The organism is Streptomyces sp. NPDC005722, assembly GCF_040630935.1.
GTDB lineage: Bacteria > Actinomycetota > Actinomycetes > Streptomycetales > Streptomycetaceae > Actinacidiphila.
In genome coordinates, this window is the sequence record NZ_JBEXYN010000063.1 from 14,928 (window position 1) to 39,945 (window position 25,018).

Here is a 25,018-nt window from a genome sequence, read left to right on the forward strand (position 1 = left end):
GCTGACGCAGTCCCGGTCCGGGCGTTGCGAGCCGGACCGCGGGATCCCCTGCCCCGGCCTCCGGGTGTGGTCGATTACGCGGCGGTGCGGCTGATCAAGAAGGAGGTCGGTGAGCGGCTCGGCGAGTTGCTGCGGGCCCGCCCAGGGATGAGCGCGGCCGCGCAGGAGCAGCAGGGCCGGGCGTTGATCAACGAGCAGGTCGCGATCTGGTCGGACGCCGAGGCCGTGCGTCGTGGGCAGGCCACCAGCCCGGCGGAGGATGCGGCGATCGCCCAGGCGGTGTTCGATCTGCAGTTCCGCGCGGGCCGGCTCCAAGCCCATCTGGATAACCCGGCGGTGGAGAACATCTTCATCAACGGCTACGGCACCGTGGTGCTGGACTTCACCGACGGCCGCCGTGCTCAGGTCGCGCCGGTCGCGGACTCCGACGACGAGCTCCGCGAGCTCCTGCGTGACCTGGCGCGCCGTACCACCGGGCAGTCGGAGCGGAGCCTGTCGACCGCGGACCCGTTCCTCGCGCTGCGGCTCGCGGACGGGTCGCGGCTGCAGGCGGTCATCGACGTCACCCCGGGGACGTATGTGACGATCCGCCGGCACTCCATGCGCCACGCGGACATGACCGTACTTGTCCAGCGCGGCATGCTCGACACGACTCTTCAGGCGTTCCTGTCCGCGTGCGTGCGCGCGGAGAAGAACGTCATGGTCGTAGGCGGGCAGGCCGCCGGAAAGACCACGCTCCTCCGTGCACTGCTGCGGGAGATCGACCCGCAAGAGCGGTTCGCCACGCTGGAAACTGAGTACGAGCTGTTCGCGCACGAGAACGGCTACCACCAGCAGGTCGTCCCCATGGAGGCGAGGGAGTCCAACGGCGAGCGGGTCGACGGCCGCAGCGCGGGTGAGATCACGCTGATGGATCTGATGTACCGGGCGCTGCGGATGTCGCTGGCGCGGATCGTGGTCGGTGAGGTCCGGGGCCCGGAGATCGTGGCGATGCTGCAGGCCATGACGAACGGGCAGGGCGGCAACCTGTCCACCCTGCATGCGATCCACCCGAGCGTGGTGTTCGACCGGATCGCCGAGCTCTACCTGCTGGCGCAGGCGAACATGAGCGAGGCACTGGCGTACCGGCAGGCCGCGAACGGCCTGGACTTCATCGTCTTCGTCTCCTCCATCGATGAGACCCGCATCGGCGGGCACCGGCACCGGTTCGTCTCCCACGTGCTGGAGGTCACCGGCATCGGCGAAGGCGGCCGCCCCGACACCAACCTCATCTTCGGGCCGCGCCCGGAGTGGGACGAGCCGAGAGCGATGCCGCTGATGTACCCACGCTGCATCGCTGACCTGCGGCGGGCCGGCTTCGCCCCGGAGCTCCTGGACGAGTCGGCCGGCACCTGGCCTACTCAGCTGCAGCTCCTCATCCGGGAGGCCTCATGAACGGCACCGGACTGCTGTTGTGGGGCATCACCGGAGCCGCATTGGTCGCCGGGCTGGTCGGCATGGTCATCGGCGTGACCGGCACCGAAGCCCCCAAGCGCCCGTCGCTGTGGTCCCGGCTGCGGGCAGCGAGCGCTGCGGGTGTCGGACGCCAGGCGCTGCAGCAGCGCAGGACCCGGCTCGCGGTCGGTGCCGTTGCCGGCGCCGCGGTGTGGGCGCTGACGGGGGTGTTCGTGGCCGGCGTGCTGGTGCTGCTGGCGGTTCCCGGAGTGCCGTGGCTGCTGGCCCCAACGAAGGGAGCCAGCGCACGGATCGGCCGGCTGGAAGCGCTCGGTGACTGGACGCAGCGCCTGTCAAATGTGCTGCGGCTCGGCCGGGGCTTGGACGAAGCGCTCGCTCTGTCCGGGAAGGGCGTGCCGGAGGCGATCGCGGGCGAGGTCGGTGACTTGGTTGACCGGCTCGCTGTCGGCTGGCGGCCGGCCGACGCGCTGCGCGCCTTCAGTGACGCGCTCGACGATGTCACCGCGGACAAGGTGGTTGCCGCGCTGGTGCTGTCCGCGACTGATCGCGGGCCCGGGTTGGCGCAGGCCTTGGACGACCTGGCGGCGTCGGTGCACGAGGAGGTCGCCAAGCGGCGGCAGATCGAAGCGGACCGGGCCAAGCCCCGCACCACCGTGCGGTGGATGACCCTGATCACGCTCGGTGTGGTCGCCTTCGGGTTTCTCATCCCCGGCTACACCGCCCCCTATGGCTCGCTGCTCGGGCAGCTGGTCCTGGCGCTGCTCGCCGCAGCCTTCGTGGCGGTACTGGTGTGGATGCGGCAGCTCGCCGACCACCACCCCGTGCCGCGGTTCCTGATCGCTGACCCCCGCAGCCGCGTCAGTAGCGGACCGACACCTCCTCTCCCTCTCCACTCCGGCCCGGAGCGGATCGGTAGCCAGGTCGCCCTCCGTCCTGGGGATATGCGGTGATCCCGGTGGGTGCGCTGCTGGCCGGCGCCACGGTCGGCGCCGGGATGGCGCTGCTGGTCAAGGAACTCCTCAAGCCCGCACCGGCGTTGGGGCCGGCCTTGCAGCGCATGAACCATCCCGCTCTCCCGGCCCCCGAACTGGACTCGGCCAACCGGGACGAGCGGTGGGGAGCGTGGCTGGTCGACCACCTCGGCACGGTTCCCGGGGTCCGGATTCCTCGGCGGGATCTTGCATTGGTGGGCACGTCTCCGGGTCGGTTCCTGCTCACCAAGACCGCGCTCGCCGCGGCAGGGCTGCTGGTGCCGCCGCTGGCCGGAATTCCGCTGCTCCTACTCGGGCTCCCCTTCTACCTGCCGGCCGTGGTCGGCGTGCTGTTCGCAGTGGTTCTGTGGTTCGCGCCCGATCTCGCCCTGCGCGACCAGGCACGGCGGGCGCGGGAGGAGTTTGCGCACGCCATGGCCGCCTACCTCGACTTGGTTGCGCTGCGCCGGGCCGGCAACGTCTCCGCCGAACAGGCCCTGGAACAGGCCGCGCAGGTCGCAGGCGGTTGGGCGTTCGCCCGGATCCAGCAGGCGCTGATGCAGTCTCGGGTGGACAAGGTCCCGCACTGGGAGAGCCTGACCCGGCTCACCGTCGAGCTGGACCTGCCGGCGCTGCAGGACCTCGCTGCGATCATGCGGCAGTCCACCGACGACGGTGCCGCCGTCTACGCCACGCTGCGAGCACGCGCCCGGAACCTGCGCACGGAACTGCTGGCCGCGCAGGCCACGGAGGCGAACGCCAACAGCGAGAAGATGACCGCCCCCGGCGCCCTGCTGGCAGTGCTCGTCATGCTTCTCATCGCTTTCCCTGCGGTCATCCGCATCCTCACGACCTGACCTCCACGCCGAAGGAGCGCTGATCCATGCATCACCTGACCCGCGCCGCAACTGCTGCTGTCATGTGGGTGCGCGGCCGCCTCGAGCAGGGCCGTGCCCGCGGCAGCGACCGCGGCGACATCTCCATCACCACCGTCATCATCTGGGTCGCCGCCGTCGGCGGCGCACTCGCCATCGCCGGCACCATCGGCGTCATCGTCGGCAAGTACAACGGCCTGCTCAACGGGATCTGACCGCCGATGGCCAGGGCAACGGGGACGAGCAGCAGCACGGTACGAGTCGCCCGTCGGGTGGCGGCGGCCGGGCGGCGTGGTGACCGGGGCGAGGCGTCGATTCAGATGGCGATCGTGTTCCCGTTCGTCATCCTGCTCACCCTGGCCGTCGTCCAGGCCGGCATGTGGTTCCACGCCCGCAACATCGCCCTGGCCGCCGCCCGCGAAGGGGTCACCGCCGCCCGCACCTACCAAGCCACCGACACCGATGGCGCCGCCCGGGCACGCGAGGTCCTCAGCCGGATCGCCGGTGACAGCCTCCGCACCCCCAGCGTCAGCACGGCTGGCAGCGGCACCGACTCCGTGCGGGTCACCGTGACGGGGACCGCTCCGTCGCTACTGCCCGGCGTCGGGGGCTTGCACGTCAGCCAATCCGCCACAGGCCCGCGTGAACGCTGGACCAGACCATGACGCGCGCGAGGCACCAGCCACGGCTACGCGGAGATCGGGGCAGCGAGGCGATCCAGGCGGCCATCGTCACACCGCTGCTGATCGCGTTCCTGTGCCTCGCGATCGCCGCCGGACGCCTCGCCGTCTCCGGCGGAAAGACCGACGCGGCCGCCGAGGACGCCGCCCGCGCCGCATCGCTGGAACGCACCCCACTCGCCGCGCAGTCCGCGGCCGCCGAGGCTGCCGCCCGCTCGCTGGAGGACCAAGGCATCCGCTGCTCCAGCACCGACGTGGACGTCGATGCCTCAGGACTCGCCGTCCCGATCGGTCAGGTTGGGTACGTCACCGTCACCGTCCGCTGCACCGTCGACCTGTCCGATCTGCTGCTCCCAGGAGCTCCCGGTTCCAAGACCCTGACCAGCACCTTCACCAGTGTCGCGGACGCTTTCCGAGCGAGGCAGGGATGAACGCGACCGCGCAGCCAGCCGTCTGCAGCCACGGTCGCGGTGACCGGGGCGGGGTCGCGGTGTTCGTCGCAATCTGCACTGTGGTGCTGCTCGCGATCGCCGGGTTGGTCCTGGACGGTGGCGGCAAGCTGCGCGCCACTGAACGCGCCGACGCCCTCGCGCTGGAAGCCGCCCGCGCCGGTGGGCAGGCCCTGGATCCCGCCGCTGCTGTCACCGGAGCCGCGATCCGCGTCGACCCCGCCGCCGCCGAGGCCGCCGCCACGGAGTACCTGCGCCAGGCCGGCGTCCACGGGACCGTGAACGTCTCGCCGGACCGCAGCGAGCTGAGCGTCACCGTCGACACCGCCTACGCCACCCGGTTCCTGCACGTGATCGGCATCGGCTCCATGGATGTCACCGGGCACGGCACCGCGACGCTGCTGCACGGCGTCGACCAGCCCGAATAGCCCACGAGAAGGGCCACCCGTCATGCCCCAGCCCGCTGTTGTCCGTCCGCCGCGCAGACCACCCACCCATCAGGCGCGAACCCGTGGCGTCACCATCCGCGCGGTCGTGCGCGCGGCCGCGAGCCTTCTGCTGCTGGCCACGCTGCTGCTCGGATTGCCTCTCCTGTTGTGGTGGGGCACCGCCATCGTCGGCCCGCCCGGCATGCAAGCTCTGGGCAACCTGCTGAGCACGCAGGACACCGGGCAAGTGTTCCTGCTGGCACTCGCCGTCGCGGGCTGGGCCGGGTGGGCGGGCTTCGCGGCCGCCGTGGCTGTCGAGGTCCCGGTTCAGCTGCGCGGCCGGACCGCACCGAAGGTACGGATACTGGTCGGGCAGCGTGCCGCCGCTGCTCTGGTCGGCGCCATCCTGATCGCGCTGCCCACCGGCACTGCTCTGGCCTCCCCCGCCCCCGCCCACGCCGTCACCACCGCGGCGGCCACCAGTTCCCCGGCCCAAGGCGGACATGACGCGGTCACACCGGCCACAACCTCTCACGCAGAGCGGGACGGTGCGGTCACGCACAGGGTGCGGGCGGTCCGGCCGGCGGAGAGCTTGTGGTCGATCGCCGAGGACCGGCTCGGCGACGGCGACCGGTGGGAAGAGATCGCCGCCCTCAACGATGGGCGCACCATTAGCGACGGCAGCGTCTTCCGGGCAGAGGATCCGATTCGGCCGGGGTGGGTGTTGCTCCTGCCGGACGATGCCGCACCTGCCGGGCCGCAGGCGCAGGGCGGCCGCGGGAGCGCGCTCGAGGAGAACCAGCCTGCCTCCTACACGGTGCGGCCGGGCGACACCCTGTCGCAGATCGCCGAAGACGAGCTCGGTGACGCCGACCGCTACCCGGCGATCTTCCGTCTCAACCGGGGCGAAGACCAGCCCGGCGGACGCCACTTCACCGACCCCGACCTGATCTACCCCGGCCAGCACCTCGACCTGCCCAACCCGGACGCGCCCGCTACGGCTGCCGGCCCGCAGCAGGACAATCGCGAGCACTCGCGCAACCGCACCCCGCCCTCGGGCAACATCGACGTTCCCAGCGGACTCGACCGTGCGGCGGGTCCCTCCAGGGCACCGCAAACGGCGCCCTCTACCGCGGCTGCGACACCGTCGGCGGTCGCATCGCCGAGTGGGGAGACGTCGCTGCCGACGTCCACGCCCAGGTCGGCAGACTCCTCACGACCGGCCGAGACCGCTGTGCCCGACGGGACTGCTGGCCACACACGGCCTGCCCAACGGACCCCAGCCACCGAACCGACGGCTGCTACCCCGCCCGGGTCGCCGCGGTCCGGGGCGCCATCGGCGGCCGAGGCACCCGCCTCGCCGTCAGCACTTCCGTCGCCGTCGCCCTCCTCGGACTTGGCCCGGGCGGGGCGCGTTGACGCCGCACCGGATTCCGGGATGGAGCGGCAGGTCGTGCTGATGGCTGGGATCGGTGCGTTGCTGGCCGCGTTGCTGACGGGCGCCCTGGGGGTGCGGCGGATTCTGCAGCAGCGCCGGCGCCGGGCGGGCGAGACCATTGCGATCGACGACGACCCGACCCGGACCGAGCAGATCCTGCAGGCCGTGGGCGAGCCCGCTGGCGTCGCGCTGCTCGATTCCGTGCTGCGCACCCTGGGTCACCGTGCGGCCGAGTCCGGCGACCAGGTGCCCGCGGTTCAGGGTGCCCGGGTCACCGCGTCCGGCGCGGTGCACCTGGTCGTCGACGACCCCGAAGCAGACCCGGTCCCGCCGTTCACCGCTGGCCAGTCGGCCGGGGTGTGGGTGCTGGACGGCGGTCTGCCGCTGCTGCCAGCGGAGCAGGCGCGGCAGGTTCCCGCACCGTATCCGGGGCTGGTCACCCTCGGTGCGGCCGAGTCCGGTGACCTGGTGTTGATCAACCTCTTCCAGACCGGTGGACTGCTGCTGGACGGGACGCCGGAAGATGTGCTCGCGGTGGCGCGGGCGCTGGCGTTGGAGGCGGGCACCAGTGCGTGGACTGACCACACCGAAGTCCTCACCGTGGGACTGGGAAGCCGGCTGGCGGGGCTGTTACCGAAGGGCCGGTTGCGGGCGATGCCGCATCTGGCGTCGGTGGTCTCCGACCTCGGGGCGCTTCTGGTGGAGGTGTATCAGCACGGCGAGGACCAGGCGGTGGAGCCGCTGCCATGGATCCTGATCTGTGCGGCCGATGTCGACCCCGAGCAGGTCTGGCAGCTCGCCGACGCGATCGCCGCCGCCCGGCACCTGCCGGTCACCGTCGTCCTGCCCGACACCCCGGCGACCCGACAGGCCTTCCCCGACGCCGGCGCCGTTCCTGTCGCCAGGACCGCGACGGCGGTCTTCCCCCAGTTGTCGTCTGGCCCGGTGGAGTTGCAGCGGCTGTCGGATGAGCAGTACCGGGAACTGGTCCACGCTCTCGACGTCGCGGATCAGCCCGCGGACCGTGCGAAGGGCGCGTGGCAGCTCGCCGAGGACCATGCTCACGCTGCCGCGACCTCGCGGCCGGCTCCGCATCCCATGCTGCTGCACCCGATCGCCGATGACGCCGGCGCGGGCACCGAGGCGGACAGCCCGTTCCCGGCTCTGCTCGCCACCGCCGACCCAGGCCGGATCCACCTGGTCAAAGCAACTGCGCCGTCCGGCACGGACTCGGCTGTGGAGCCGGAGAACCCGGATGTTGCCATCGCCGCGGACAGCGGGGAGGCCGTCAGCGCTGCCGGTGAGGTGGCGTCGATGCCTGAGCCGTCCGGCCCGAAGGCTCCTGAGATCAATGTGCTCGGCTCGCTGCAGGTGTCCGGGATCACCGGCTCCGGGCATGGCCCGCGGTTGGAGACGCTCGCGGCGCTGATCTACCTCAAGCCCGGCCGGAACGCCGACGCGCTGTGCACGTTCATGGACCCGGCCTCGCCATGGACGACCCGCACCCTGCAGTCCCGGCTGTCGGAAATCCGGGCCCGACTCGGGTCCACCCCGGACGACCAGCCGTACCTGCCCCGGCCCAGGGCAGGGTCGGGATACGCCTTCCACCCGTCAATCCGCTCGGACTGGGCGACCTTTGAAGACCTCGCCACCCGCGGCCTGGCCGCGGGGACGGCCGGCATGGCGGACCTGGAAGCCGCGCTCGCGCTGGTGCGCGGCCGACCCTTCGGCGGCCAGGAGTATCCGTGGGCGGTGCCAGTGCAACAGGAGATGCTGTCCCGCATCGTCGACGTCGTGCACACCCTCGCCGCCTGGCACTGCGCAGGTGACACGCCGGACTGGGACGCAGCCCGCGGAGCGGTACTGCGAGGCCTGGACATCGATGAGACCGCCGAGGTCCTCTACCGCGACTGGATCGCCATCGAGCAGGCCGCCGGAAATCACTCAGGGGCCCGCAAAGCGGTAGCCCGGGTCACCGAGGTCACCCGGGCCTACGACATCTCCATGGACGCGCGCACCGAGCACGCCATCGCCGCAGTGCTGGAGGAGTCCGGAGACCTGGCGGCCGCACCCGGCGGCGCCTGACGCACCACGCAAAGCGGGTGCCGGTCGCGACGGGGAACGCGGCCGACACCCGTGCGCTGGCCACCGGACCGATCGCGGGGCTGGAGCGGCATCAGCTCCTCCACCGGGGCTCTGCGGATCCCGGCGAGCGGTCGACCGACCACGACGACGTGCCGGGTATCGGCATCGATGACGACCTGGTGTTTGGTGGAGTACCGATAGTTCTTCGAGCGCTCGGCGATGGCATGGTCCCAGGTGGGGACCAAGGTCCCATCCACGAGTCGTTGCCTTCAACTCATACCCACAGCAAAGTGCGGGGAAGCCGAATCGACTTCCCCGCACTTGCCTCGGCTCAGATCGGCAGGTTTCCGTTATTCATGGTTCGAGGCCTACTGACCACTGGCGACATAGGACACCAGCGCCACAAGCCCGACTAGACCCATGAGCATACCCAGTGACCTTTGGATCGACCAACCTTTTCGCATGACGATCTCGATGATCGCGGCCGTTAGCCAGACTCCAACCAACAACCCGAAGGCAAATTCACTGAAGTTTCCCATTGAAGCCCCCTCTCGAATTTCCGACCGGAATGCGCCACGTGCTACACACCCAGCGCTGGAGAGGCGTTGCGCGTGCCATGGAAGTACTTCTTGCCGTTTCCAGAGCCTCGGCAAAGTCGCGTGATGGGATCGGTGGACAGGACTGCACAGCGTCCTGTCCGGCCCAGTTTTGGCATGTCACGTGAGAGGTTTCTCCAGCCAGGATGGCGCGCATAAGGCAGCGAGCGCGGGAGAGTCGTAACTCTCCCGCGCTCGCTGTTGTTTCAACGCGGCAGGTTGAACTTCTTTCTGCGTCTCCGCTCGCTAAGAGCAGTGAGCGTGAAGATGCTCGTGAATACCACGAACATGAACACTGTCTGCCCGACAGTGACCGGCCACACGAAGGTCAGCATCAGGAGCGTAAAGACTGCTCCCCCCGTCATCCCACTGATCAGGGGATGACGGGCGCACCAGCGGTTTGCCGCGTCACGACGCGAGGCCGCAGTCATTGCTACCACCGCCTGTTCCAGTTCTTGTAGGTCCGCCAGCCATTACGGAAGCCCTTCCGGTAGGCGCGTCTGATGGTGCTGTAGCCGTAGCGCTTCCATCGGGGGGCAAAGCGCGCTGCGGGCCTCTTCAGGTAATGGCCCACGAAACGTGACCCGCCGTATGTAACGCCCGCCAAAGCGCCGGCCCGCCACGATGCGGCCCAGTATCCACCGATGTGGCGCTTTTTGCGCTTCGTGGTGAAGTGGTAATTGATCGAAGCGCTGATCATTGCTCCGCCCACGGCGCAACCCCATGCGCCCCAGCCACCCGAGAAGGCCGTACAGCCGATACCGAAGGCGACGCCCGCGATGTCGCCAGCGTGCCTCCGCCACCAGCTCAACTTGCCGTTCAGGTCGTACCTGTTGAGCGGGTCACCGTGGCAGTACTCGTAGGCGTTGGCGTTGCCGCCGAAGACCGGGTCAACAGACAGGAAGCGTCCGATGGTGGGGTCGTACAGGCGGACACCCATGAGAGAGGCGCCGGTGACGGTTTCACTGGAGCGTTGCTTGCCGCCGAGCCAGCCGTAGCGGGTAGCAGGCGTGGCGTCCTCTAGGTTGCCGTACTCGTCATAGGCCAGCGACACCGGCGCCTGAGCGGTGTCCAGCGGGAGCTGGACGGTGGTGTCGCCGTGGATGTCGGTCAGCTGGAGAACGATGTCGCCCGTGGCGCTGGTGGTGGCGTCGAGGTCACCGCTGATGCCTTGGACATTGCGGGTGATGCTGCCGGTGGTCTCCTGAATCCAGTCAGGGCTGTCGCCATCGGCACCGAAGTGGTTGGTCTTGGCCGCGGTCTGGGTCCAGGTGCCGCTGGTGTTGGTTTCGGTGGTCCAGGCGGCGAGGCGGCCTGCCGCGTCCAGGGTCCAGGTCTGCCGGCTGGTGCCGGAGGTCTGGTTTCGGACGAGGTCGTTGGTGTAGTAGCCGATGGTGGCGCCGGATGCCTGGGTGGTGGTGCGGCCGAACGCGTCGTAGACAGTGCCGGCGGTGGTGAGCCGGTCGGCGCTGTCGTATGTGTAGGGCGTGGTGGTCGCGCCGGTGGAGGTGCAGGCCGCGCCGATGTCGCTGGTGGCGGCGAGGGCGGTGCGGTTGGTGTTGTTGTCGAAGGTGTAGTCCCGCCGGGTGCAGGACCCGTCGGGGGCGGTGTCGTCGGCGCGGGTCAGGCGACCGGCTTGGTCGTAGGTGTAGGCGCGGTCGCGGGTCTGGCCGTTGCTGCCGGTCTCACCGACGATCTGGTCCTGGATGGAGTGGTCGGCGGTGTCGGAGGCGACGACGAGGTTGTCGCTGTCGCGGGTGTAGACCCGGGAGGTTTCCTGGCCGGTCTCGTCCTGGCCAAGGGTGAGAATGTAGCCGCTTGGCAGGGTCTGGGTGGCGAGGTCGCCGTCCGCGTCGTAGGTCGCGGAGAAAGTGCCGGCGACCGAGTCGGTGCGGGAGGTTTCCAGGCCGCGGGGGTCCTTGGCGGTGTCGTAGGTGTAGGTCGTGGTCGACGGAGCGGAGTCGGTGGTCTTCACGACGCGGCCCAGCGCGTCGTATGCGCTGGTGGTGGTATTGCCGGCGCCGTCGCTGTAGGAGATCTCCCGTCCCAGTTGGTCGTAACTGTGGCTGATGGTCTGGCCGCCCGCGGTCACGGTGGCCACGTCGCCGCTGTCGGGGTCGTACGTGGTGGTGGTGTCCGGAACTGCGGCGCCTGTGCCACCGGTGATGCTGACGGTCTTGACGCGGCCGTCCGTGTAGTAGGTCGAGGTCGTGGTGCGGGTGGAGCCGTTGGCCGTCTCGGTGACCTTGGCCGTGTTGCCCCACCGGTCGTACTCGATGGTCTTGGTAGGCAGCTGACTGGGGTTGGTACCACCGCCGGTGATGGCACCGGCGGGGCCGGTAGAACAGACCTGGTCAGCCCATTCGGGGCGGCCGTTGCAGGCTCCAGTGCCGGTGGCCGCCCAGTAGGTGGTCACCGTGGTGCCAGCGTCGGCGCCGTTGGACTTGGGCAGGCCGGTCTTGATCACGCGGCCCTGCGCGTCGTACGACGTGCTGGTGGTGATCGCAAGCCCTGCGGGGTCGGTGGTCTGCTTGGTGGGCAGGCCCTTGACCCAGTCGTACGCGGTCGTGCTGGTCCGGACGTCGCCGTCGGAGGGGTAGCCGTCGACGAATGCGCCGGTCTTGATGGTGGTGACCTGGTTGTTGGTGGTGGCGGTGCCGTCGGTGGGACGGCCCTGGTCGTAGGTGTTGACGGTGTGCGTGCGCGCGGGCCACGCGGTTCCGGCCGGGATGTCGGTCCCGCCGGTGCCTGCCTTCAAAGCGGAGGCCAGGGTGACCTGGTGCAGCGGTCCGAGTTCCTCCAGCTGGCGCTGGCCGGTGGTTGCGGGGTCGGTGTCCTTGTCGGTTCCCTGGTCCGCTGCTACGGACGTGGTGTTGTACACCGAGCGCGTGGACAGCTGCTCGGCCCGAACATTGGGAGTCATGCCGGCGATGCCGAGCTCGGCCAGTTCGTCGTAGGCGTCGGTGTTGGTGTCCGTGGTCAGGGCGAGGTCGCGGTTGCTCGCGGTCAGTTCCCGGACGGTGTTGCCGTATTGGTCGTACTCGGTGGTGGTGATGTGCCCGCCGGGAGTGGCGGTGTTGACCTCGCGGCCGGAGGCGTCGGTGTAGGTGATGGTGGCCCGCTTGTAGTCCCCGGTGGCCAGGTCCGCACCGTCGTGCGAGGTCGGGACGAAGTCGCCCTGGTCGACGGCAGCGGGGAAGACCGCGGTGGCGTCGGAGGGGATGTCGGTCTGTCCCCAGGCCTTGACGTCATCGCCGGCCATCTTGTTGGGGGCCTTGCCGTCCCCGGACAGCGGCACGTTGTAGACGACGCTGGTGGTCGCGGTGGTGCCGTCGGTCTCGGTTTTGCTTCCCGCCTTCAGGTTGGGCCGGGACGCGGACCACAGCATGCCGCTGCCGTCCGTGTTGTAGTTCAGGGTCCAGGGAAGCTCGCCAGGCGGGGTCAGCGTGGTGATCCGGCCCGCGGTGTCGTAGGTGTAGGAGGTCTTCAGCGCGGGGCTGATCCGGGGGTCCCACTCCTGCCGCAGCCGGCCGGAGTCGTCGTAGGCGTACTGCGCGACCACGCTGGCCGTGGTGGTAGTGGCGCCTGGCGTGACGGCCCACAGCTTGATCTGGGCGACGCGGCCGGTGTACTCGCCGAACACGGTGCTGGTAGCGGACGTGGAGGTCGAGTACACGAACTGCATGACCCGGCAGCCGGCGTTGGTGCTGGTGTTGGTGAAGAAGTCCTTGCCGGCGGCCGTGGCGTTGTCGATCGCCAGCTGGCATTGATCGGCGCTGACCGCGGTGGTCGGGGCTATCACATATTTCGGGCGGGCCAGGAAGGTGGACCCGCCGCCCGGAACCTTGTCCGAGACCATCGTGGTGGTGGAGTTGGCGGTCGGCAGGTAGCTGCTGGCCACCACCCAGGTGCTCGTCGTGGAGTCCACGCGGGCGAACGTGGTCGTGGTGCCCTCGTCGTCCTTCAGGGTGAAGTCCGAGACCTTGGTCAGGTCATTGGTGACCTTGCCGGTCGTGCTGTCCTTACTGACCAGCGTCAGGTCTTCCGAGCCGGGCTCGGGCTTCCAGCCGCCGGCGTTGGTGGCGGTGAATCCGGTGTCTGTCCCGTCGATGTCTGTCAGGGCCACCGACGTGCCGGTGACCTTGTGGACGTTGGTCCAGTCGGAGTCGGTCAGCTCGGCCGTGGTGCCGGACGTCCACTGCGGGCCGAAGATCGCGGCCTGGCCCTGGGTGTTCGTACCAGCTGTCGGCTTACGGGAGGACGCGCTACGCGACACCGACAGGCCGAAGCCGGAAGCGTCGGTGTCCGAGATGGTCAGGTCACCGGTGAGGTCGTTCACCGAACCGGGGCCGACATCATCGCTGGGCGCGGTGCCGGCGTTGCGGTCGATGGTGATGGTGCGCGGCTGGGAGTTACCGGGTGTGGTGCCGCCGGTGAAGGAGGCTCGGATGTCGATCGGGCCGTCCGGCAGCGAGGTGGTCACATTCCAGGTCAGCGGGGCAGGGGTGCCGCCGGTGACGGGCATGGGCCAGGCGGTGATCGCGCCGCCGGCGGTCTTGGTCACCTCGTTGACGAGGACGTTGTGCCAGGTGTCGGTCTCGCCGCTGCGGTACTGGTAGGTCACTCCGGTGAAGGAGGGGTCACCGGTGGAGGTGAGGCTGACCCGGCGTGCGCTGCTGTCGCCGTCGTTCGGGGTGAGCAGGCCGGCGTGGGCGGAGCCGACGCCGAAGGCGTAGGCGGTGACGCCGGTGGACAGATTGCCGGCGGAGTCGATGGTCTGGGCGTAGAGGGTGTGCCAGCCGTCGGTGGGGCTGATGGTGATGGTCAGCGGGTCGCCGTCGGTGCCGTTGCCGGTGTCGTAGACGCTGTTGGGCAGCACGGACTTGTTGTCCAGGCTCCACTTGAAGCCCTGGCCGTCGGTGGAGGTGGTGTCCAGGGTGCAGGTGACCGGTCCGGTGGCGGTGTTGGTCCAGGTGTCCGGGCTGTAGGGGTCGCAGACGATCGTCGGCGCGACCGGCAGGCCGGTGTTCATTCCGAAGTTGCTGTAGCCAGACCAGGAACCGTAGTCGGTGCCGTCGTAGGCGCGGACCCGGTAGCGCAGGTGCACACCGACCGGGAACGCCGAGGCGGACGGGATGGTCAGCTTGGCCGTGGCGCCGGAGGCCACCGAGGCGGAGGTGCCGGTGTAGGTGTAGGTGGTGTCCGCGTTCGCCGGGTTGGGGCTGATCTCAAACTGCGCCTTCACGCTGGAACCGTCGGGGTCGGTGACCTTCGCCGACAGCGTCGGCGTCAGGGACGTCACGTACCGCGAACCGTTGTAGGCATTGACCACGCTCGGTGAGATCGCGGCCGAAGAGGTCGTGGCGTACGAGTTGTAGGTCACCGACAGCTTCGGCGCGTAGCCGGCAGTGGTGTAGTTCGCCGAGCGGAACCGGCGCCACGTGGTGGGATCGGTCTCATCGGCGCTGCGGACCTGGATGCCGTAGTTGGCGGCGCCGTCGGCCCAGTCCTGGACCATGCCGGTCAGCGTCCAGTTCGAGTACGCCGCCGGGCAGGAGGAGTCGTAGCCCCAGTGTCCGGTGTTGGTGGCCATGTTCGTCGTCGTGGTCGACGGCTGCGTACCCCAGGTGATGTTCACGGTGTCCAGCGGCGTGGTGATCCGCCTGGCCTGCGTCCCCGGGCCACCGGTCGCACACGTGGAGGAGTAATACGAGTACAGCGACATCGTCGCGGACGTGATGCGCTTGCCCTTGAACTTGGCGACGTCGAAATTCAGATACGACCGCGCCACGTCCTGGCCGGTGTCGTAGGTGCCGGACTTCAGCTCCTGCGATCCCTGCTGGGAGTCGGGGTAGTCCGGAGTCTGCACCCAGGTGTCCGTGGTCGCCGCGAGCGTGGAGGTCGGGTCGACCGTCACCGGGTAGGTCGCGGTGGCCAGGAAGTCCGCGGCCGGCGTCAATACCAGGGACTGCGTGCCGTCGGAGTCGGTCTCGACCGTGGTGGCGACGCGGGTCTGGTGGTCCGACTCGCCTGACACCGGGTTCTTGGTTGAGTCCCACATCATCGGCGCGGAGGCCTCGGCCACCAGCTTGCCGTCGGTGTCCTTCAGCAGCAGATGCCCGGAGTCGGCCTGCGACAGCTTCAGCCCGTCGAGGTTCAGCGGGAGCCGGTAGGAGACCGGGCCGTCGGGCTGGTGGTCCAGGACCACGCTCTCAGTGAAGCCCTGCGCCAGTGCGGACACCGTCAGCTTCTGCCCGTCACCCAGGTCGTAGGAGGCCGTGTTGCCCTTCACCACCGGGATCGGCAGCTTGTCCTGCCAGCCCAGGCCGAAGGACTTTTCGCCCTTGGCCACCGACGCCAGCGAGGTGTCACCGCCGTCGGAGACCGCGACGTCAGCCGCAGTGGCCGCCGGCGTCAGATCGGAGCCGGTGTCCGACAGGGAGGTGTCGATGTCCTGCCAGACCCCGTCCTGCTTCACCCGCACCGGGCCGGCATACGCCGCGGTCTGCAGCTCACCACTGGGAAGGGCCCACGTCGTCGTGTCCGCCGTCCGCGCCGACAGCACCTCTATCTTCCGGTCCTGCAACCGTGCCATCAGCACCGCTGAGGACTCGTCGGAGGCTTGCGCGGGCCCCGCGGCTGCGGCGTAGGACGTTGCCGCTGGCGATTCTGGTGTCAGGGCCATCGCCTGCCCGGTGGACTCCACTACCAGCGCGGTCTCAACGGCAAGCACCAGTGACACGGCACCCGCGATTCTGCGCAGCCGCCTGCGCCCGGATGACGTAGCGGGTATGAACGTGCCCGGCGGCGCGTCCTTGGACCAGGAAACCATCACAACTCCTTCAAGAGATCCCCATGAGGGACCAGAAAGAGATGTTTATCCCGCGTTTACTGAAGATCCATTTCCGGGTCCGGGGATCGACCGACCACCCCACTCCAGCCGGGACGGTATGCCCGCTTAAGAACCCCTTACGCACCACAGTTCCCAGCCGCCACACAGCCAACACAGCAAAGCGGAAGCAAAGACTCCCCTTGACGGGCTTTTTACCTTGCCGCTCCCACGGCATCAACAGGCCGCCGCGCGAAGCCACTTCACGTACCTGCGGACCAGGTTGCCTGAAGCAAATAGTTTGAGAATTGAACTACTTGCTACTTGTGTGCCGATTTTGGATGCCGACGCATGCACACCGGACTGCACCGCTCGTCCGCTGACCGCGAGCCGCCGACTCCGAACAGACAAGCCCGCCCCGCCATCGGCTACCAAGCGATGGACAGGAAGCTTCGTGGCGCGCACAGCAAAGAAGGCTGTCCCGGACCGTCGACCTCGCGCGCGCCCGCACCTTGACGCAGCGCCAGTAGACCGTCAGGTCTGCTGGTCAGTCCGCCAAAAGGGGGTTGCTCCCCCGCTTGGCAGCGTTCACAACACCGAGGCGACCGGACCTACAACATCTCCACGGACGCGCGCACCGAGCACGCCATCGCCGCAGTGCTGGGGGAATCCGGGGGTGCCGGCCGCGACGGGGGAACACGGCCAGCACCCACTGCCGATCAGCGTAACTCCGATACGGGGAGGTAGGTCATGGTCGCGGCACTGCGGCTTGAAGTCACCGGGATGGTGGCGCCGTTCGAGCTGCCGGAGGACTCCACCAGGCAACGCCAGGTGATGCGCGCTCTGCTCAGTGGCGTCGTCGACGGCACGGTCTACCAGCGGCGCGCCCTGATCCACGTTCACGGCCAGGGCTCCCTCAACCCGACCCGGCAGCTCAACGGGTCTGCTGCACGATCGGGTGACATCTGAACTGGCTTGCCCTGCGGGGCGGGTGGGAAGGATGTTGCTGTGCCCAAGCCCTATCCAAAAGAGTTCCGCGAGGATGTCGTGCGGGTCGCGAGGAACCGCGGCCCGGGTGTGACGGTCGAGCAGGTGGCCACCGACTTCGGAGTCCACCCGATGACGCTGTGGAAATGGATGCGCCGGGCGGACATCGATGGCGGAGCCAAGCCCGGGGTGACCAGCCAGGAAAACGCGGAACTCCGCGAGGCACGCCGGCGGATCAAGCTGCTGGAACAGGAGAACGAGGTCCTGCGCCGGGCCGCGGCCTATCTGTCGCAGGCGCATCTGCCGGGAAAAGGATCTACCCGCTCGTGACGGAGCTGGCCGCCGGCGGGGTCCCCGTGGCGGTGACGTGCCGGGTGTTGAAACTCGCCAGACAGCCCTACTACCGCTGGCTCGACAAGCCGGTGACCGACGCCGTGCTGGAGGAGGCTCATCGCGCGAACGCGCTGTTCGACGCCCACCGCGAGGATCCCGAGTTCGGATACCGGTTCCTGGCCGATGAAGCCCGCAGCTCGGGAGCCGTGATGGCTGACCGGACCGCATGGCGGATCTGCCGGGACAACCAGTGGTGGAGCGTGTTCGGCAAGAAGCGCGCAAGGATCAAGAAAGCCGGCCCGCCGGTCCACGATGACCTGGTCCGACGCAACTTCACCGCAACCGGTCCGAACCGCCTATGGCTCGCCGACATCACCGAACACGCCACCGGCGAAGGCAAGCTCTATCTCTGCGCGATCAAGGACGTCTTCAGCAACAGGATCGTGGGCTACTCCATCGACGCGCGCATGAAGTCCCGCCTGGCCGTGGCCGCCCTGGACAACGCCGTCGCCCGGCGCGAACACGTCGACGGATGCATCCTGCACAGCGATCGCGGATCGCAGTTCCGGTCACGAAAATTCGTCCGGGCGCTCGACCGCCACTGGATGGCCGGATCGATAGGGAGAGTCGGGGCAGCCGGCGACAACGCGGCCATGGAGTCCTTCTTCAGCCTGCTGCAGAAGAACGTCCTCGACCGCCGGAGCTGGACCACCCGCGAAGAACTGCGGATCGCGATCGTGACCTGGATCGAGCGGACCTACCACCGCCGCCGCAGGCAAGCCGCACTCGGCCGCCTGACCCCCGTCGAATTCGAGACCGTCATGACCACACCGGCCCTCCAGGCCGCGTGACCCAACCTGTCACCCAAACCTGCAGCAGACCCAACGTCGCCGCGTGGGCGCTGGCCAGCACCTGGCGCGGGGCGGAGCTGCCGTATGGGCTGTATGGGACGGCTGTCGTGACCGGCCCAACTGCTCCGACGGCGGATACGGCGCCGTCGACGAGGACGTGTCACAGCACGTGCAAGCGGTGTCCGCCGCGGTGTCGCATGTGCTGGCGTAGTGGGTAGACCGCCCCCCGATGGGTGAGGCGCAGGCTCGGGCCGAGGTTCTGCGCGCCTGCCCGTCCCTGTCCGGCGCCGCGTTCGGTTGCCGGTGAGTGCGGCTCTCCCGGTCGACGCCATCTTCTGCCGGACCGGTAGTGACAACCCAACCATGATCGACATAGCGTGTCCTGACCTGCACAAGAGAGAGGGGGGTGCGGTGATGGCGGCAGGAGCCCCTTCGGTCTCTCGGGGGGTGTCAGCCGACACTCCCCCGTTGCTTACAGCGGACCCACCGACTTGCGGAGGCGTAGCGGGCCCCGCCCGGGGGCCGGGTGTCGTGGTGCCGGTGCGGGCGGCTGCTCGCTCGCGGGCTGGCAGTGCGGACAGAGTTTGTGGTGGCCGAGGTCGGTGACGATGGTTCCCCATCCGCGGCAGTGTTCGCAGTCGCGGGCCAGGACGGCGTTGGCGCGGGGAGCGGGGCTTGCCCCGTCGGTCATACGGCGCTTCCTCCGATGCGTCGGGTATGTCCTTTGTAAGCGACCGGCACCACACCCGCCAAATGCGCGTTCGACGATCAGGCGTCGCTCAGCATCTGGTCGGCCGCGAGTGCAGCACGGCGGCGCGGGAAGTCTGCCACGAACGGCTCGAGTTTGCCCGGCGTGTAGATGGCGCCGTACTGGGCGACGATCCCGCGCGCGGTGAGCAGTTGCGCCAGGAGGTACTCGTCCGGGGCGACGCCTGTGCGTTCCAGGTGGTCGAGCCAGACCGCGTAGATCCGGAACGAGGGCAGGTAGCGGCGCAGCGTGGAAGGGCTGACCGGGGCACCGCCGCGGCCCGTCATCCCGAGCGTGGCAAGGTGAGCCGACAGCACCTTGTCCGTCAGCTGCTTGTCCTCGGTGATGGCCAGGCCGTGTGCGCGCCGATACTCGTCCCAGACCCGGTAGTAGCGGTCGACCGTCGTGAGCTGCGGGACCGAGCCGCCGGTGGGCGCCGGTTCTTCCACTGCCGGCACCGCAACAGGGCCGGGCGCTTCGACCTCCGGCTCCGGCTCCGGCTCCGAGCCGACGTCGGGAACAGGGACGGTGACGGTGACGCGACGGGCCGGAGCCTCGGCGGCGGCCGCCGTCTGCGCCGGCACGGACGGCTCGGGGACGACCAGGTCCGGTTCGGGCCGCAGGTGCCGTACGACCGCTCCCCCGGTCTCCTCGGGCGTGGCCGGCTCGATGGCGGGGCGCTCCACAACGGCGGGAAGTTCGATCCCGGCCGCGGCCAGGCCGGCGGGGCCGGTCTCAGTGAGCGGGATGCCGTAGCGGGTGAAGCGAAGCGGCATGAGGGCGTCGACGGGGGCCTTGCGGCGCCAGGCCCGGCCGAAGCGGGCGCGCAGACGGGCCTGGTAGATGAGGCGTTCCTGCTCGAGGCGGATGACGTCGTCGTAGGAGCGGAGCTCCCACAGCTTCATCCGCCGCCAGAGACGGAAGGTCGCGGCCGGGGCAAGGAGCCAGCGGGCGAGCCGGACCGACTCCATGTGCTTGTCGGCGGTGATGTCGGCGACCCGGCCGATCGCGTGCCGAGCGGCTTCGACCGAGACGACGAAGAGGATCGGGATGATGCCGTGCATCCCGACGCCCAGCGGGTCCGGCCAGGCCGCCGCGCCGTTGAAGGCGATCGTCGCCGCCGTCAGCAGCCACGCGGTCTGGCGCAGCAGCGGGAAGGGGATGCGCAGCCAGGTCAGCAGCAGGTCAAGCGAGAGCAGGACGACGATGCCGGCGTCGATGCCGATCGGGAAGACGTTAGCGAAGGCGCCGAAGCCTTTGCGGAGCGCCAGTTCGCGCACCGCGGCGTACGAGCCGGCGAAGCCGATCGCGGCGATGATCACCGCCCCGATCACGACGACACCGATCAGGATCCTCTGGGTACGGCCCAGCTGCTCGGTGTCCTGCGCTGCCCCCTCCACGACCGGCGGCCCCTCCTGCTTCTACTGTCACACGCTGTAGCCAAGGCCAACACTCTCACGATTTGACAGTCTCCGGCACCCCGGTGGCAGGCCGACTCAGCTGTTCTGCTCGATCACGTTCGCAAGCTGCCGCGCCTATTTCCGACAAACGCTGGAAAGGAACTCTGGCTTTCGCCATTCGAGAGATCACGGCTCCGTTCGTGAGTTAGGCTCCACGAAGACGTTCAGAAGACAGAAGGCATCACCATAAGTGCGCCCCTTGAGGGTGGAGGCCGAGCATGCTCGGAATCCGCGCCCAAGGGGTGGACAGCGGGTCCGCTCCTCCTGCAAGGGTGGGCTTCATGAACGGATGGCGAAGCAGACTGCGCGAGTGGCTGCGTCGACTGCGAGAGCGACCGTGGCGAAGCGACGTGTTCGCATACTCGCAGGTGATCGCCAATGTGGCTACTGTCGTGGCCGCAGTACGAGGAAGGTGATCCCGGCCTGGCCCTAACAAGCCGGGATCACCAGCAGGGGGTTCGTTACTCTCTCGGGAGTGGCGGACCCCCTGTCTGTGTCGGGGCACGTCCCGGGGTGGCGGTCCCCGACTACGTATGTACGTACTCCCGTGTCGCTGACTCTACCCCGGTGTGGGGGTAGATATCGCGCGTCTTCGCGATTCGCCCGGGACCAATCCGCGAACCTTCATGCGCGAGCAATCTCCGATCCTTCATCCGCGAATTCGCGTCCGACCTGGCAATTCAGGGTCAGTGTGGAAGTGTCACACGTGATTGGTCACCGCGAAATCAGTCTCCGGTAGTGATGCACCATTTCAATTTCGCAGCCTTCTTCGCAGCCTTCCTGCGCGGGGGGACCGGAGCATTGTGGGCGGAGCATTGTGCGGCCGGGCGGTCGCGCAACAAGGGTCAGGGCGAAAGCGCGCTGGTCAGGGCGTCGACGAGGACACGGACCTGCAGCAGGGTGTCGTCGGTGGCGGCCGCGGGCGTCTCGGCAAGGACCTGTACCGCTTGGTCGAGCACGCCACCGAGGCGACCGCCGGCAACGGCTGGCGACGCGCCGCGGAGTCCGGCCCGGAGGGAGTGCTCGCTCCAGCGGGTGCGGGCCAGGCCGTCGGCGAGGTCGCGCTCTTGGTCGGTGGGGAGCCACGTCCCGGCGCGGTAGTCATGCAGCAGGCCGGCGGCGGCTGAGTCCAGGGAGTCCGGGGCGGGGGTTGTCGGCATGGACTGTGTAACGAGCGACGTGGAGCGCGGCATCGGCGGTCGGTCGGCCGCTGTCGCGACCCGGTTGGGTGTGGTCGGGCTGCACGTGGGGCGGCGGGCCGGTTCGATGGTCGGCAACGGCTCGGCGCGGCCCCCGACGCGCCGGGCCTGATTCACGTGGACCGCTTCGTGCTGGGCGGGGCGGTTGACCTGCAGGGGTGTTCCGTTTGGGCAGGTCAGCCGGATACGGTTGCAAGATCGGCGCTTGGGGAGGTTCCGGTATGAGTGCTGCCAGCGGTGCAGGGCCCGGCCGGCCGGCCGGCGAGACGGTGGGGCCCGATGGGCTCACGAGCCGACAGGCCCACATCGTCGACGTGATCGTCGACTCTGTGGCGAGGCGCGGATACCCGCCGTCGATGCGGGAAATCGGCCAGGCGGTGGGGCTGGCCAGTACGTCGTCGGTCGCGCATCAGGTGATGGCGCTGCAGCGTAAGGATGTGCTCGAGCAGGACCCGCATCGGTCCCGCACGTACCGGGTGCGGGCGTCGTGGGTGCAGCGGCGCACCGGCGGTGACGTCGAGCCGGCTGAGGCAGAGCTGCAGATGCCGTCGCCGGTGTTCGTGCCGGTGCTGGGCCGGATCGCGGCGGGCGTCCCGATCCTGGCCGAGGAGGTCGTGGAGGAGTTCTTCCCTCTGCCGCGTGAACTGGTCGGTGATGGTGAGCTGTTCGCGCTGCAGGTGGCCGGGGACTCCATGACGGGTGCCGCGATCTGCGACGGGGACTGGGTGACGGTACGGCGACAGCAGGCGGCGGACAACGGTGACATCGTGGCGGCCCTCATCAAGGGCGAGGCGACCGTGAAGCGGTTGAAGCGGGAGAGCGATCGGGTGTGGCTGCTGCCGGAGAGTCCGGCGTTCACGCCGATCGAGGCTAAGGGCGCCACCGTGCTGGGGAAGGTCGTGGCAGTGGTGCGCGCCTTGTGACCGGGCCGGACCGTGGGGCTCAGTCGACTTCGAGGTAGGCCACGATGATGATCGTATTCCAAATGGTCAAAAAGTAAACAAACCGGACGCCGGATTCGTCGTCGCGGTAGTCCCGCAGGCCGTCGGGCCTCAGCACGCCGATGTCGGGGCGGGCTTCCAAGGCACCGCGGGCCCGCTCGACCGCGCTGGCCTGCTGAACGGTGGTGATCTTCTCCAGCTGGCTGTGCGCGAGGGGGCTGTAGAACACTTCGGCCTTGCGCGGCCGGGAGTGACTAGGCGACACGCCCCGCCCCACTGGTGACCCGGGCCCACATCGCTTCGTGGGCCTCGGCGGCTGGCACGCAGTCCTCCAGGGCGGGCACGCCGTGCGCGGCGATGTCTTCCAGGACGCCGGCCAGCGCTTCCGCGGACTGACGTTCGGCGGCCGCGGACGCGAGCAGCGCTTCCGGCTGGCCCTCTTGCAGGCCTTCGGGGACCGACTGGGGGGACTGTGCACTCATGGCGGCGTCTCCTGGGGTGGAGCTGGGGGCTGGCGTCGTGGCTGGCGGCCACGTGGCCGATGGCACACACCCTGGGTGTGTGCCACCACGGTACGGGAAATCCCGCCTGCCCTGAATCACGAAGGCCAACTTCCCGTTCCGTCGACGCTACCTTCGAGATCCGTACCAGGTCTCACGTGAAGATCGGTTGCCCGGTCTGTGCCCACCCGCCGCTGCGGGGTACCTCGAAGCTGACTTGCCACGGCTTGTGTCCTGGTGCTGCGCAGTCAGCCCGCAGCCGCACACGAGCATGCCGGTATCGATGGCGCCAAGCTTCCTCGCCCAGTTCCCCCTCCCACCACAACGGTTTCAATGAGGGCTCCAGGGGCAGCCGGATGCGATCGGCTTCCTCCAAGACGAACGGGGCTATGGAGCGCCCGAGAGGGTCGGACCCACCGGTCCCGGGCGGGAAGCGGAAGGGACCCCAGATGACGTTGGCTTCCTCTTGTGCCGTCCGAGCGGCGGCAGGCACGGTAATGGCTTCCTGGGCAAGCCAACGATCATCGCGCAATGTGAGCCTCACAGTCAGACTCGCGAGTCCGGCAGGCCCATCGAAGCGGACGTACAGCACGTTCCGGTCCTCTTCCAGGCGCAGCCGGAGCTGAGGCGTCAGCTCGTTGTGCCAGCGATCGCGTTCGATCTGGGCGACCGTTGCGGCTGTCCGGTTGGCTTCCTGCGACGCCTTCCAGGCTGCCCAAGCGGCGGCGCCGCTGAAGAATGCGGAAGCCGCGGCGATGGATGTGTCGACGATGGTCATGCCGGACAGTAGCCCGAGGGACTGCCCTCAGTCTCGGCTTGTGCTGTCGGCGGTGCCTCCGTTCACTTCGCCATCCCGGGTCCATCGTCTGAGGACCTTGCGGTGGCCGTCGGTCTCCTCCAGCAGCTCGATGGCCACCTCGGCCGAGGGGTCGCCATAGAGTCCGACGTAGCCTCGGTAAGCACGCAGCGCCCTGTCGTGGTTGTCCCAGCTTCCGGTGACAGTCGGGCCGCCGGGGTGGAATCGAAGGTAAGCAATGAAGGTGGTGGTCATCGGCTCGGGGTCACGCTGCGCTTCGAGCGGACAGCAACGCCCAGTCGTGGGCATCGGCCTCGCGCTCGGTGGTCGCCGTGGGGTTGACCATGGCGGTGAGGACCACGCCAGCCAGTCGATTGCGGGGCAGGCTGGTAACAGTGGTCATGACCTCGGTGTCGACCCGCACGATGATTTGTCCGTGGGCCCAGGCGTCCAGCGCCACATGCGTGGTCGTCGGGCCAGCGCGCACTAGCCGTGCGCGGCTGCGCTCGTAAGCCTTCATGCCTGCCTCCGTGCACATCGTGCCTGATCAGCCTTGTCCGCTAGGCAAGTCAACGCAAATCGCGCTGAGCCCTGCCGTCGACGTCTGGTCAGAGCAAACCGACCTGCTGGAGCACTCGGGTGTCTGCGTTGTACGGGTAGTGGTGGCCGTGTTCGAGGCTCTTCTGGACGAGCTGCCCCCGCTCCTTGTCCGCGTGGAAGGTCGAACAGTTGTGGCACGTCTGGCACACCTCGGTCGTGAGGAAGGGTCGCAGGAGGTGGAGGTCGCGGTCGCGGTCGACCAGGTAGAGACTGTCGCTTTCGATCGTGTTGCTCGGAGACTTCATCGTCGACGTGGGCACCACGGGATGGTCGCCCATCAGCCGTCGGAACATGATCGAAGCCTCGGCCGCGTAGGCGTCCCACGACACGGATCTCACGTGGATGAGAGGCAGGTCGGCGAGGAAACGACTGTGCTCCAGGAGCAGTTGAAGAGCGCCGTGTACCTCCTCCAGCGCTGCGGGGAGTGTTACAGCATCGAGGGCGCGCCCGTGCGCCCTGGCATTGCGACGGTCAGCCAGCCGGCTGCGTGCCTGCTGGACGCCATCATCGCTGAGAAGGGCTCCCAACTCGTGGAGGGGGTGGTCCGGGGTCAGGGCGCGTCGGATCCTTGCCCCACCGGCTTCTTGCAGGATCGCCGTCCAGTCCCCCAGCCCTGGGCCACCTGGGCCCCTGACGAGTTTGCGCTGTAGATCCGCTACAGAGGAGAGGCTGATGCCGGCTTCGTGAGCGAGGGCCGCGGCGACTAGGTTCTGTTTCTTGGATCATGTGCGGAGCCAGATCACCAGGGCTGCGACGGTGACGGTTCCGAGGTAGGTGTAAGCGCGTTTGTCGTAGCG

21 protein-coding genes and 1 pseudogene are annotated in these 25,018 nt (G+C 68.8%); 12 read left to right on the forward strand and 10 right to left on the reverse strand.

The window, feature by feature from the left end; translation table 11 throughout:
- The first annotated feature begins 66 nt into the window (after positions 1-66).
- From ABZ479_RS38260 to ABZ479_RS38295, 8 genes are read left to right on the forward strand one after another with little or no spacing between them, the layout of a single operon-like run.
- Positions 67-1,434, forward strand: a complete 1,368-nt coding sequence (locus ABZ479_RS38260) for a TadA family conjugal transfer-associated ATPase (protein ID WP_500465877.1) — start codon at positions 67-69, stop codon at positions 1,432-1,434.
- The gene (locus ABZ479_RS38265) at positions 1,431-2,405 is read left to right on the forward strand and encodes a type II secretion system F family protein (protein WP_500465878.1); all 975 of its coding nucleotides are present in this window, start codon (positions 1,431-1,433) and stop codon (positions 2,403-2,405) included. The genes ABZ479_RS38260 and ABZ479_RS38265 overlap by 4 nt, the downstream gene beginning before the upstream one ends.
- A complete protein-coding gene (locus ABZ479_RS38270; RefSeq protein ID WP_500465879.1) occupies positions 2,402-3,283 on the forward strand; it encodes a type II secretion system F family protein in 882 nt (293 codons plus the stop codon). Before ABZ479_RS38265 ends, ABZ479_RS38270 begins: the two co-directional genes overlap by 4 nt.
- A gap of 26 nt (positions 3,284-3,309) precedes the next feature.
- Positions 3,310-3,516, forward strand: a complete 207-nt coding sequence (locus ABZ479_RS38275) for a hypothetical protein (RefSeq protein WP_500465880.1) — start codon at positions 3,310-3,312, stop codon at positions 3,514-3,516.
- 57 nt (positions 3,517-3,573) lie between these two features.
- On the forward strand, positions 3,574-3,966 hold the full coding sequence (locus ABZ479_RS38280; protein ID WP_500465881.1) for a TadE family protein: 393 nt from the start codon (positions 3,574-3,576) through the stop codon (positions 3,964-3,966).
- The gene (locus ABZ479_RS38285; protein WP_500465882.1) at positions 3,963-4,412 is read left to right on the forward strand and encodes a TadE/TadG family type IV pilus assembly protein; all 450 of its coding nucleotides are present in this window, start codon (positions 3,963-3,965) and stop codon (positions 4,410-4,412) included. The genes ABZ479_RS38280 and ABZ479_RS38285 overlap by 4 nt, the downstream gene beginning before the upstream one ends.
- Positions 4,409-4,858 carry a TadE/TadG family type IV pilus assembly protein gene (locus ABZ479_RS38290; RefSeq protein ID WP_500465883.1) on the forward strand — a complete coding sequence of 150 codons (450 nt, stop codon included), beginning with the start codon at positions 4,409-4,411 and terminating at the stop codon, positions 4,856-4,858. Before ABZ479_RS38285 ends, ABZ479_RS38290 begins: the two co-directional genes overlap by 4 nt.
- A gap of 22 nt (positions 4,859-4,880) precedes the next feature.
- Positions 4,881-8,381: a LysM peptidoglycan-binding domain-containing protein gene (locus tag ABZ479_RS38295; RefSeq protein WP_500465884.1), complete on the forward strand. Its 3,501-nt coding sequence runs from the start codon at positions 4,881-4,883 to the stop codon at positions 8,379-8,381.
- Between the two features lie 113 nt (positions 8,382-8,494).
- On the opposite strand, the pseudogene ABZ479_RS38300 reads toward ABZ479_RS38295, so the two are convergent.
- Positions 8,495-8,641: pseudogene (locus tag ABZ479_RS38300) on the reverse strand (IS5/IS1182 family transposase); the annotation flags it as partial.
- A 769-nt stretch (positions 8,642-9,410) separates the two neighbouring features.
- Positions 9,411-15,572 carry a DNRLRE domain-containing protein gene (locus tag ABZ479_RS38305; protein ID WP_500465885.1) on the reverse strand — a complete coding sequence of 2,054 codons (6,162 nt, stop codon included), beginning with the start codon at positions 15,570-15,572 and terminating at the stop codon, positions 9,411-9,413.
- Positions 15,573-16,556: 984 nt separating this feature from the next.
- Between ABZ479_RS38305 and ABZ479_RS38310 the strand changes: the two genes are divergently transcribed.
- On the forward strand, positions 16,557-16,775 hold the full coding sequence (locus ABZ479_RS38310; protein WP_500465886.1) for a hypothetical protein: 219 nt from the start codon (positions 16,557-16,559) through the stop codon (positions 16,773-16,775).
- 39 nt (positions 16,776-16,814) lie between these two features.
- Positions 16,815-17,977 (forward strand): IS3 family transposase gene (locus tag ABZ479_RS38315; RefSeq protein WP_500465887.1). Its coding sequence is split into 2 segments (ribosomal slippage): positions 16,815-17,099 and positions 17,102-17,977, totalling 1,161 coding nucleotides; the frame shifts between segments, so codons are not numbered across the junction.
- Between the two features lie 768 nt (positions 17,978-18,745).
- On the opposite strand, the gene ABZ479_RS38320 is transcribed toward ABZ479_RS38315, so the two are convergent.
- Positions 18,746-20,125 carry a DUF2637 domain-containing protein gene (locus tag ABZ479_RS38320; protein ID WP_500465888.1) on the reverse strand — a complete coding sequence of 460 codons (1,380 nt, stop codon included), beginning with the start codon at positions 20,123-20,125 and terminating at the stop codon, positions 18,746-18,748.
- A gap of 905 nt (positions 20,126-21,030) precedes the next feature.
- Entirely contained in the window at positions 21,031-21,345 is a 315-nt protein-coding gene (locus ABZ479_RS38325) for a hypothetical protein (RefSeq protein ID WP_500465889.1), read from the reverse strand.
- Here ABZ479_RS38325 and ABZ479_RS38330 point away from each other — a divergent pair.
- Together ABZ479_RS38330 and lexA are read left to right on the forward strand one after the other, a co-directional pair.
- Positions 21,344-21,496, forward strand: coding sequence for a hypothetical protein (locus ABZ479_RS38330; protein ID WP_500465890.1), 153 nt, complete (start codon positions 21,344-21,346; stop codon positions 21,494-21,496). The genes ABZ479_RS38325 and ABZ479_RS38330 overlap by 2 nt on opposite strands.
- Before the next feature lie 109 nt (positions 21,497-21,605).
- Positions 21,606-22,307, forward strand: coding sequence for a transcriptional repressor LexA (lexA, locus tag ABZ479_RS38335; RefSeq protein ID WP_500465891.1), 702 nt, complete (start codon positions 21,606-21,608; stop codon positions 22,305-22,307).
- Positions 22,308-22,326: 19 nt separating this feature from the next.
- Here the strand turns inward: lexA and ABZ479_RS38340 are convergent, their stop codons facing one another.
- The 6 genes from ABZ479_RS38340 to ABZ479_RS38365 all read right to left on the reverse strand — a co-directional run bounded on the left by ABZ479_RS38340 (position 22,327) and on the right by ABZ479_RS38365 (position 24,514).
- Positions 22,327-22,554 carry a hypothetical protein gene (locus tag ABZ479_RS38340; protein WP_500465892.1) on the reverse strand — a complete coding sequence of 76 codons (228 nt, stop codon included), beginning with the start codon at positions 22,552-22,554 and terminating at the stop codon, positions 22,327-22,329.
- 25 nt (positions 22,555-22,579) lie between these two features.
- The gene (locus tag ABZ479_RS38345; protein WP_500465893.1) at positions 22,580-22,807 is read right to left on the reverse strand and encodes a hypothetical protein; all 228 of its coding nucleotides are present in this window, start codon (positions 22,805-22,807) and stop codon (positions 22,580-22,582) included.
- A gap of 172 nt (positions 22,808-22,979) precedes the next feature.
- On the reverse strand, positions 22,980-23,603 hold the full coding sequence (locus ABZ479_RS38350; RefSeq protein ID WP_500465894.1) for a hypothetical protein: 624 nt from the start codon (positions 23,601-23,603) through the stop codon (positions 22,980-22,982).
- A gap of 27 nt (positions 23,604-23,630) precedes the next feature.
- Positions 23,631-23,876: a hypothetical protein gene (locus ABZ479_RS38355; RefSeq protein ID WP_500465895.1), complete on the reverse strand. Its 246-nt coding sequence runs from the start codon at positions 23,874-23,876 to the stop codon at positions 23,631-23,633.
- Between the two features lie 10 nt (positions 23,877-23,886).
- Positions 23,887-24,141, reverse strand: coding sequence for a hypothetical protein (locus ABZ479_RS38360; protein ID WP_500465896.1), 255 nt, complete (start codon positions 24,139-24,141; stop codon positions 23,887-23,889).
- Positions 24,142-24,229: 88 nt separating this feature from the next.
- The gene (locus ABZ479_RS38365) at positions 24,230-24,514 is read right to left on the reverse strand and encodes a hypothetical protein (protein ID WP_500465897.1); all 285 of its coding nucleotides are present in this window, start codon (positions 24,512-24,514) and stop codon (positions 24,230-24,232) included.
- Positions 24,515-25,018 lie beyond the last annotated feature (504 nt).

What these genes read in the sequence shown, in the direction of transcription:
- ABZ479_RS38360 (WP_500465896.1), bottom strand. Translation starts at nt 24,141, where the DNA reads ATGAAGGCTTACGAGCGCAGCCGCGCACGGCTAGTGCGCGCTGGCCCG.
- ABZ479_RS38330 (WP_500465890.1), top strand. Translation starts at nt 21,344, where the DNA reads ATGGACTGTGTAACGAGCGACGTGGAGCGCGGCATCGGCGGTCGGTCG.
- ABZ479_RS38305 (WP_500465885.1), bottom strand. Translation starts at nt 15,572, where the DNA reads ATGGCACGGTTGCAGGACCGGAAGATAGAGGTGCTGTCGGCGCGGACG.
- ABZ479_RS38290 (WP_500465883.1), top strand. Translation starts at nt 4,409, where the DNA reads ATGAACGCGACCGCGCAGCCAGCCGTCTGCAGCCACGGTCGCGGTGAC.
- ABZ479_RS38325 (WP_500465889.1), bottom strand. Translation starts at nt 21,345, where the DNA reads ATGCCGACAACCCCCGCCCCGGACTCCCTGGACTCAGCCGCCGCCGGC.
- ABZ479_RS38355 (WP_500465895.1), bottom strand. Translation starts at nt 23,876, where the DNA reads ATGACCACCACCTTCATTGCTTACCTTCGATTCCACCCCGGCGGCCCG.
- ABZ479_RS38310 (WP_500465886.1), top strand. Translation starts at nt 16,557, where the DNA reads ATGGTCGCGGCACTGCGGCTTGAAGTCACCGGGATGGTGGCGCCGTTC.
- ABZ479_RS38265 (WP_500465878.1), top strand. Translation starts at nt 1,431, where the DNA reads ATGAACGGCACCGGACTGCTGTTGTGGGGCATCACCGGAGCCGCATTG.
- ABZ479_RS38350 (WP_500465894.1), bottom strand. Translation starts at nt 23,603, where the DNA reads ATGACCATCGTCGACACATCCATCGCCGCGGCTTCCGCATTCTTCAGC.
- ABZ479_RS38345 (WP_500465893.1), bottom strand. Translation starts at nt 22,807, where the DNA reads ATGAGTGCACAGTCCCCCCAGTCGGTCCCCGAAGGCCTGCAAGAGGGC.
- ABZ479_RS38295 (WP_500465884.1), top strand. Translation starts at nt 4,881, where the DNA reads ATGCCCCAGCCCGCTGTTGTCCGTCCGCCGCGCAGACCACCCACCCAT.
- lexA (WP_500465891.1), top strand. Translation starts at nt 21,606, where the DNA reads ATGAGTGCTGCCAGCGGTGCAGGGCCCGGCCGGCCGGCCGGCGAGACG.
- ABZ479_RS38285 (WP_500465882.1), top strand. Translation starts at nt 3,963, where the DNA reads ATGACGCGCGCGAGGCACCAGCCACGGCTACGCGGAGATCGGGGCAGC.
- ABZ479_RS38365 (WP_500465897.1), bottom strand. Translation starts at nt 24,514, where the DNA reads ATGTTCCGACGGCTGATGGGCGACCATCCCGTGGTGCCCACGTCGACG.
- ABZ479_RS38275 (WP_500465880.1), top strand. Translation starts at nt 3,310, where the DNA reads ATGCATCACCTGACCCGCGCCGCAACTGCTGCTGTCATGTGGGTGCGC.